Below are 7,522 nucleotides of genomic sequence, written 5' to 3'. Positions count from 1 at the left end.
GGATAGTTTCATAGAGTTACGGCGGTTATAGCGGCAGGGAAACGCCCGGTCCCATTCCGAACCCGGAAGCTAAGCCTGCCAGCGCCGATGGTACTGCACTCGACAGGGTGTGGGAGAGTAGGACACCGCCGGAACATAATTTCACGGAAGGGGACCCAGATACTGGGTCCCCTTCCGTCGTTTCTGTATGGGGTTGTTACCCGTAAACTCGGTGTGAGTACATGCTCACCGTTATCGATTCAGCCGATTTCCATTTGAGAGAGGGACCCGCCGTGCCGGAACAGAGCGATGGCCGGAAACCGTTCCGGCGCAATTCTTCCGGGACGGGGAACGGGTTCCGGCGGTCCGGTGAGGGCGGAAACGGACCTCGTCCCGGCGGCGAGAAACCCGAGGACGGCCGGTCGGCCGGAGGTGGACGGGGAACTTTCCGGCGTGAGGGCGGCGCATCCCGAAATGATCGTGGCGCGGAGCCGCGAGACCGCCGCGGCAGGCCCGGGGCGGCCGGCGGAGGCGACGAGAATCGTGGGTCGTTCCGCCCGGATCGCGGATTCCGCCCCGATCGGGGCCGCTCGGAACGGACAGGATCGACGGGAGATCGGGGTAGCAGGCCCGGCGGGTCCGATGATCGCGGTCGTTTCCGTGCCGATGATCCGCGCGGTGGGCGATCCGGCGAGAGTTCGCGCGGCGGACGTGACGAAGCGAGAGGCTTCGGCAATCGTGGCACCCGGCCCGGCGGAGAGAAGTCCGATCGCGGATATAGGGAACGGAGCGGTTTCCGATCTCCGGACCGTTCCGGTACCGACAACGCCGGCGACCGCGGGCGGCGTGACAGCGGCGGGCGCGCTGAACTGCGGGCAGATTCCGAAGATCGCCGGTTCGGTTCCCGTGGCGGAGCCGACCGCGCCGACCGCGGAGCCGGCCGGGGTTACGAGACGAGCGCGTCGTCGAACTCCTCGCGTGACGGAGGGCCGGGCGGCCCGCGCCGCCGGGGTGGTGAGGGCGCGGCCCGGGGAGCGGATCGGCGGCCGCCGCGTCCCGACGAGCCGGATCTGCCCGAGGACGTCCAGGCCAGTGATCTGGATTCCACCATCCGGCGCGATCTGCTGAGCCTCGACAAGGGCAATGCGGAAACCGTCGCACGCCATCTGGCCATGGCGGCGCAACTCCTGGACGACGATCCACGGTTGGCCCTGGCGCATGCGCGGGCCGCCCGGCAGCGGGCGGGCCGCATCGCGGTGGTCCGGGAGACGGCCGGTGTGGTGGCTTATCACGCCGGTGAATGGGCCGAGGCATTGTCGGAGCTGCGTGCCGCGCGGCGGATGGCGGGCGGCACCGGGCTGCTCGCGGTCATGGCCGACTGCGAACGTGGTCTGGGTCGGCCCGAACGCGCGATCGAGATGGGTCGCAGTGACGAGGCCCGGTCGCTGACCGGTGACGACGCGATCGAGCTACGCATCGTTGTTGCGGGTGCGCGGATGGACCTGGGCCAGTACGACCAGGCCGTGGTGACCCTGCAGACCCCCGACCTCGACCCGGCGCGCACCGGTTCCGGGCCGGCGCGGTTGTTCTATGCCTACGCCGATGCGCTGGTCGCGGCCGGGCGCACCGATGAAGGCCTGACCTGGTTCTTCAATGCCGCGGCTGCGGACCTCGACGGCGAAACCGATGCCGAGGAACGCGCAGCGGAATTGACCGGAGGTTCCTGAACCGACCCCGAACACCGTGGGCAATCGGGCGTTCGACCGGATTGCATGGCGCTGTCCCGCCACGTCGCGGCGGGGCAGCGCATCCAGGTGATGACGGTTCTTCAGAGCAAAGGTGTACGACGCCTGCGCGATGAACGTGATCGTTCCGCTTATGGATGGCCGGGCCGAGCGATCTTCGTGCGGAGCGCCCTGAACAGTCAGCAGGGAGTTGACTCGTCGTCCCCCGCGCCGGACCCGAGATCAATGCGGTGCGATCGACCAGTTGAGTTCTGTGCGCAGACCAGCAGGATCCATATGGGGATTCGGCTCGGTGACATAGACCTCCCACCTGGTGCCGGCCGGGGCCAGGCCGCGGTCGGTGATCCAGGAGTGCAGCCGGTTCCAGCTCTGGTCCAGTCCGTCGAAGGATCCGTGGTGCAACAGACGAGCCGTTCGCCCGGCCGGGAGCACCCCGGCTTCGACCTCGCCCTCCGGCCGAATCCGGCGGCCGACCGGGAAGCCGACGGTGATCTCCATGGATTGTTCGTCGACGGTGCCGTAGAGCGCAAGGGCGGGGCCGGTGATATTCGCGCCCTGAGTGTCCAGCACGGCGGCGAGCCGACCGAACGAGGTATCGAAGAAGGTACGGATCTCGTCCGGCGACACCCGACCGTGGACCACTGCGAGATTCTCCTCGGCGACGTCCAGCAGATGAGGTTCGGGGCTTCGAGCCGCGGGTTCGGTTACCACATGTCCTCCACGATGGGTGTGGCGGTCGCGCGATCGCGACCGCGTAGGGGTCCGCTGTTACGACGCCGTCTGTGGTGCAAACTCATCGCCGTGCGGATGGCAGTCTGTTCGCCGCACTCTCTTTCCGTCCATGGAGTGGGCGTCGGGTCCCGGAAAGCGACGACGTAGGGTCCGAGTGTGCGGGATACGAGTGGAACGCGGTTGCGGGACGGATACGAGGCGCTGCTGCTGGATCTGGACGGGACGCTGTACCGGGGGTCCGTGGTGATCGAGGGCGGGCCGGCGGAACTTGCCGGTGGGACGCAGCGGCTGGTGTATGTCACCAACAATGCGAGCCGGTCCGCGGGTTCGGTGGCCGCTCATCTCGCCGAAATGGGATACCCGGCGGCGGAAGCCGATGTGGTGACCAGCGCACAGGCGGCGGTGCGACTGCTCGCCGAGCGGGTGGAGCAGGGTGCGGAGGTGCTGGTCGTCGGCACCGACGATCTGGCCGCCGAGGTGAAGGCGGCGGGGTTGCAGCCGGTGCGTCGGGCCACCGAATCCGTGGTGGCGGTGGTGCAGGGGCATTCTCCGCAGACGGCGTGGCCCGATCTGGCCGAGGCGTCGTACGCGCTGCGGGCGGGTGCGGTGTGGGTGGCCGCGAACACCGACCGGACCTTGCCGAACGAACGTGGTCTGGCGCCCGGTAACGGTGCCATGGTTGCCGCCTTGCGCGCCGCTTCGGACCGGGAACCTGTGGTGGCGGGCAAGCCGTATCCACCGCTGCTGGAAAACGCATTGGACCGGGCCGGGACCCGGGCCGCTCTGGTAGTGGGTGACCGGCTCGACACCGATATCGACGGCGCCGAGAACGTGGCGGTGGACTCACTGCTGGTGCTCACCGGAGTCAGCACGGTCGAGGAACTGGCCGGGCTGCCCACACACCGGTGGCCGACCTATATCGCCGGCAGCCTGGCAGCGCTGAACAGCGCGCCGGTACCCGGCGACATCGACGACCCCGCCGCCGTCCGGCGGGAACTGCTCGCGCAGCCGGGCCGGGCGCTGAGGGTACGCGCGCCTCGTTCGGAAATCCGATAGCGTTGACCTCACGATGACTACCCCGACTTCTCGCCCGAACACGCCCGGTGCCGCCCGGGTGCCGCTGCCCGGACAGCATCTTCCCGGGGCGGCCGGGCACGGCGATCTCGCCGATCCGGAAAAGATCCGCGCCGAAGTTCGTGAACTGCTCGCCGAACTCGCCGGCCGGCCGGCCGGCGGCGGCGCACCGGGGGACGAGTCCGCCGGTACCGACCTGGCCCGCCGCGCGCATATCCTGGAGCAGGCACACGAGGTGCTGGTCCAGGCGCTGGCGACGGTGGACAAGATCTGAGGTGGCCAGGCGGGCGCGAGTGGACGCGGAACTTGTCCGCCGCGGATTGGCGCGGTCACGTGAGCACGCCGTGGAACTGATCGGGGCCGGGCGAGTGCTGATCAACGGTGCGGTGGCGGTGAAACCGGCGACCGCGGTGGAAGCCGCGACACCCTTGGTGGTCAAGGAACAGGTCGACGAGGTGGCGTGGGCTTCGCGTGGGGCGCACAAGCTGCTGGGCGCATTGGATGCCTTCGAACCGCGTGGCCTGGAAATCGCGGGCCGGCGCTGTCTGGACGCCGGGGCTTCCACCGGCGGGTTCACCGACGTCCTGCTCAGCCGCGGGGCGCGGGAGGTGGTGGCCGCCGATGTCGGTTACGGGCAGCTGGTGTGGCGGCTGCGCACCGACGAGCGGGTGCACGTACTGGACCGGACCAATGTTCGCTCGCTGACCCCGGAGGGGATCGGTGGGCCCGTGGATATCGTCGTCGCCGATCTGTCGTTCATTTCGCTGGCCCTGGTCCTGCCCGCACTTGCGGCGTGTGCGGCCCCCGGCGCCGATCTGGTGCCGATGGTGAAACCACAGTTCGAGGTCGGTAAGGAACGTGTGGGTTCGGGCGGTGTGGTCCGTGATTCGCAGTTGCGTGCGGAGGCGGTGTGCGCGGTGGCCGCCACGGCGGCCGAACTCGGGTTGCGGACGGTGGGAGCGGTGGCCAGCCCGCTACCGGGGCCCTCCGGGAATGTCGAATACTTTCTGTGGCTGCGCCGGGAGAACATTCCCGGCGACCAGGCCGGCGAGGTGGCGGAGATGGTACGGCTGGCGGTCGAAGAAGGTCCGCAATGAGCGCGGATACGTCGCGGGGCAGGGAAATTCTGCTGGTATCGCATCCCGGTCGCGCAGAGATCAGCGAAACCGCGCATCGGGTGGCGAAGATCTGCACGGAAGCCGGGATCGGGTTGCGGGTACTCGCCGACGAGGCCTACAGCACCCGCTTCGACGCCGGGGCCGCACCGATCACCGAATCCGGGGGCTATCCGGTGCAGGTGGTGGCGCACGAGCCGGACGCGGCGCTGGGTTGCGAGATGGTGCTGGCGCTCGGCGGTGACGGCACACTGCTACGGGCCGCGGAACTGGCCCGGCATGTCACCGTTCCGGTGCTCGGGATCAATTTGGGCCGTATCGGTTTCCTCACCGAAGCCGAGGCCGAACACCTCGACGAGGCGCTCGCACAGGTGGTGCGCCGGGACTACCGCGTCGAGGAGCGGATGACCATCGATGTCTGTGTCCGGCTCGACGACGAGATCATCGAGCGCGGCTGGGCGTTGAACGAGGCCAGTATCGAGAACGCCGCGCGGATGGGGGTTCTCGAAGTGGTGCTGGAAGTCGACGGGCGACCGGTGTCGTCCTACGGGTGTGACGGAATTCTTGTCGCGACCCCTACCGGTTCCACCGCGTACGCTTTCTCCGCGGGTGGGCCGGTGGTGTGGCCGGAACTGGAAGCGCTGCTGGTGATTCCGAGTAATGCGCATGCCCTGTTCGCCCGTCCCCTGGTGACCAGCCCGGACTCCCGGATCGCGGTCGAATCCGTTGCCACCGGCCATGATGCGATAGTTTTCCTGGATGGCAGGCGCACCCTCGCATTGCCGCGAGGCGGCCGAGTCGAAGCGATCCGTGGTGCCGAGCCGGTGCGGTGGGTGCGGCTGGATTCCGCGCCGTTCGCGGACCGGATGGTGCGCAAGTTCGAGCTGCCGGTGACTGGTTGGCGGGGCCGGCGGCGAACGGAGGGCACACGTGCTGACAGAGATACGAATTGACGGACTGGGCGTTATCTCCACGGCCACCGCGCAATTCCACGAAGGGCTGACGGTGCTCACCGGGGAGACCGGCGCGGGCAAGACGATGGTGGTGACGAGCCTGCACCTGCTGAGCGGGGCGCGGGCCGATGCCGGCCGGGTGCGGCTCGGTGCGAACCGCGCGGTGGTGGAGGGCCGTTTCACCCTCGATGAGGTGAACGCGACCGCGCGCGGTGAAGCGGAGCGGGTTCTGGAAGCGGCGGCAGCCGAAGCGGACGACGACGGTACGGTGATCGCGATCCGCACGGTGGGCAGCGACGGCCGGTCCCGGGCACATCTCGGCGGGCGCGGGGTGCCGGCGTCGGTACTGGCGGATTTCACCGCACCGCTGCTGACCGTGCACGGCCAGAACGACCAGCTGCGGTTGCAGCGGCCCGAACAGCAGTTGCGGGCGCTGGACCAGTTCGCGGACGCGACGGTGGGGCCGCTGCTGCGCGAATACACCGAGCAGCGGCGGGCCTGGCTGGACGCACGCAACGCGCTGCTCGAACGCACAGCGCGCAGCCGGGAGATGGCGGCCGAAGCGGAACGCCTCACCCAGGCGCTCGCCGAAATCGACGCGATCGCCCCCGAACCGGGTGAGGACGAACGTTTGGTCGCGGAGATCCGCCGGCTCAGTGATCTGGACTCGCTGCGGGAAGCGGCGGCCACGGCGCACGAGGCGCTGGCCGGACCGGAGGACGATCCGGGCGAGAACGCCGGTGCGCTCGATGCGCTGGGTGTCGCGCGGTCGCGGGTCGAAAGCTCCGAGGACCCGGCGCTGGCGGCGCTGGGGCCGCGGCTGGCCGACGCGATCGCGGTGGTGGTGGACTTGACCACGGAATTGAGCGGGTATCTCTCGGATCTGCCGTCGGACCCCGGCGCCCTGGATTCCATGTTGACCCGGCAGGCCGAACTGAAATCGCTGACCCGGAAATATGCACCCGATATCGACGGGGTGCTCGCCTGGGCGGACGATGCCCGGACCAAACTGGAATCACTGGATGTGTCCGAGGAGGCACTGGCCGCGTTGGCCGCGGAGGCCGACGCGGGTGCGGATCGGGTGCGGGCCGTGGCGGTGAAACTGTCGCAGGCGCGTACCGCGGCGGCCGGTGAGCTGGCCGCCGCGGTGAGCGACGAACTCGGCGGGCTGGCGATGGGCAAGGCGCGCCTCGAGGTCGAGGTCCGCCCGGTTCCCGCCGGGCCGCAGGATTCGGCGCCGCTGCTGATCGACGGCACCGAACTCCATGCCGGTCCCGCCGGCGTGGACGAGGTGGAGTTACGGCTGGCCGCGCATTCGGGCGCCCAGTCGCTGCCGTTGAACAAAAGTGCCTCCGGCGGTGAGCTGTCCCGGGTGATGCTGGCGCTGGAGGTGGTGCTGGCGGGTAACGAACACGGGGTCACCATGGTGTTCGACGAGGTCGACGCCGGCGTCGGTGGCCGGGCGGCGGTCGAGATCGGGCGGCGCCTGGCCCGGCTGGCCCGTACGCATCAGGTGATCGTGGTGACCCATTTGGCGCAGGTGGCCGCGTTCGCCGATACGCATCTGGTGGTGAACAAATCCGATGACGGTGAGGGCACGGTGGATTCGGGGGTCCGGGCATTGACCCAGGACGAACGGATCGTGGAACTCGCACGGATGCTCGCCGGGCTCGACGACACCGAGACGGGCCGCGCGCACGCGTGGGAACTACTCAATATCGCTCGGGCGGAACGGATGGCAGCGCGCTGATCTCTGGTTTTCCCGCGCACGGGAGAGGATTTCGGCGGTTTCGGCGAATGGCGCCGGGTGCGATTACCTGGATCAAGGGGCAGGCGATCGGATTCCGTTCCCTCGCAAGCCTCGGTCCGGGCACGGCGTTCGCGGCGTACTCACAGGTCGATGGCGAGCTGCCTGCGTCCACGA

7 protein-coding genes and 1 rRNA gene are annotated in these 7,522 nt (G+C 69.1%); 7 read left to right on the top strand and 1 reads right to left on the bottom strand.

The features are described 5' to 3' along the window. Positions 1 to 17 precede the first annotated feature (17 nt). Both rrf and QH195_RS08565 read left to right on the top strand, forming a co-directional pair. Positions 18 to 134, top strand: a 5S ribosomal RNA gene (gene rrf / locus QH195_RS08570). Between the two features lie 714 nt (positions 135 to 848). After that, positions 849 to 1,706 carry a hypothetical protein gene (locus QH195_RS08565; RefSeq protein ID WP_280421549.1) on the top strand — a complete coding sequence of 286 codons (858 nt, stop codon included), beginning with the start codon at positions 849 to 851 and terminating at the stop codon, positions 1,704 to 1,706. A 240-nt stretch (positions 1,707 to 1,946) separates the two neighbouring features. On the opposite strand, the gene QH195_RS08560 is transcribed toward QH195_RS08565, so the two are convergent. Beyond that, complete coding sequence (locus QH195_RS08560) at positions 1,947 to 2,435, bottom strand: GyrI-like domain-containing protein (RefSeq protein WP_280421548.1); 489 nt, start codon at positions 2,433 to 2,435, stop codon at positions 1,947 to 1,949. A gap of 177 nt (positions 2,436 to 2,612) precedes the next feature. Between QH195_RS08560 and QH195_RS08555 the strand changes: the two genes are divergently transcribed. The 5 genes from QH195_RS08555 to recN are packed head-to-tail and all read left to right on the top strand — an operon-like array spanning position 2,613 to position 7,348. Then, positions 2,613 to 3,512 carry an HAD-IIA family hydrolase gene (locus QH195_RS08555; RefSeq protein ID WP_280434968.1) on the top strand — a complete coding sequence of 300 codons (900 nt, stop codon included), beginning with the start codon at positions 2,613 to 2,615 and terminating at the stop codon, positions 3,510 to 3,512. 13 nt (positions 3,513 to 3,525) lie between these two features. Continuing rightward, complete coding sequence (locus tag QH195_RS08550; RefSeq protein ID WP_280424990.1) at positions 3,526 to 3,804, top strand: hypothetical protein; 279 nt, start codon at positions 3,526 to 3,528, stop codon at positions 3,802 to 3,804. Between the two features lies 1 nt (position 3,805). After that, a complete protein-coding gene (locus QH195_RS08545; protein ID WP_280434967.1) occupies positions 3,806 to 4,627 on the top strand; it encodes a TlyA family RNA methyltransferase in 822 nt (273 codons plus the stop codon). Further along, positions 4,624 to 5,598 carry an NAD kinase gene (locus tag QH195_RS08540; protein WP_280424988.1) on the top strand — a complete coding sequence of 325 codons (975 nt, stop codon included), beginning with the start codon at positions 4,624 to 4,626 and terminating at the stop codon, positions 5,596 to 5,598. Before QH195_RS08545 ends, QH195_RS08540 begins: the two co-directional genes overlap by 4 nt. Then, positions 5,576 to 7,348, top strand: a complete 1,773-nt coding sequence (gene recN / locus QH195_RS08535; RefSeq protein WP_280424987.1) for a DNA repair protein RecN — start codon at positions 5,576 to 5,578, stop codon at positions 7,346 to 7,348. Before QH195_RS08540 ends, recN begins: the two co-directional genes overlap by 23 nt. Positions 7,349 to 7,522 lie beyond the last annotated feature (174 nt).

Source organism: Nocardia carnea, from assembly GCF_029868855.1.
Lineage (GTDB): Bacteria > Actinomycetota > Actinomycetes > Mycobacteriales > Mycobacteriaceae > Nocardia > Nocardia carnea_A.
The sequence above is the reverse complement of the archived record's forward strand: the minus strand, read 5'-3'. Positions and strand labels throughout refer to the sequence as shown.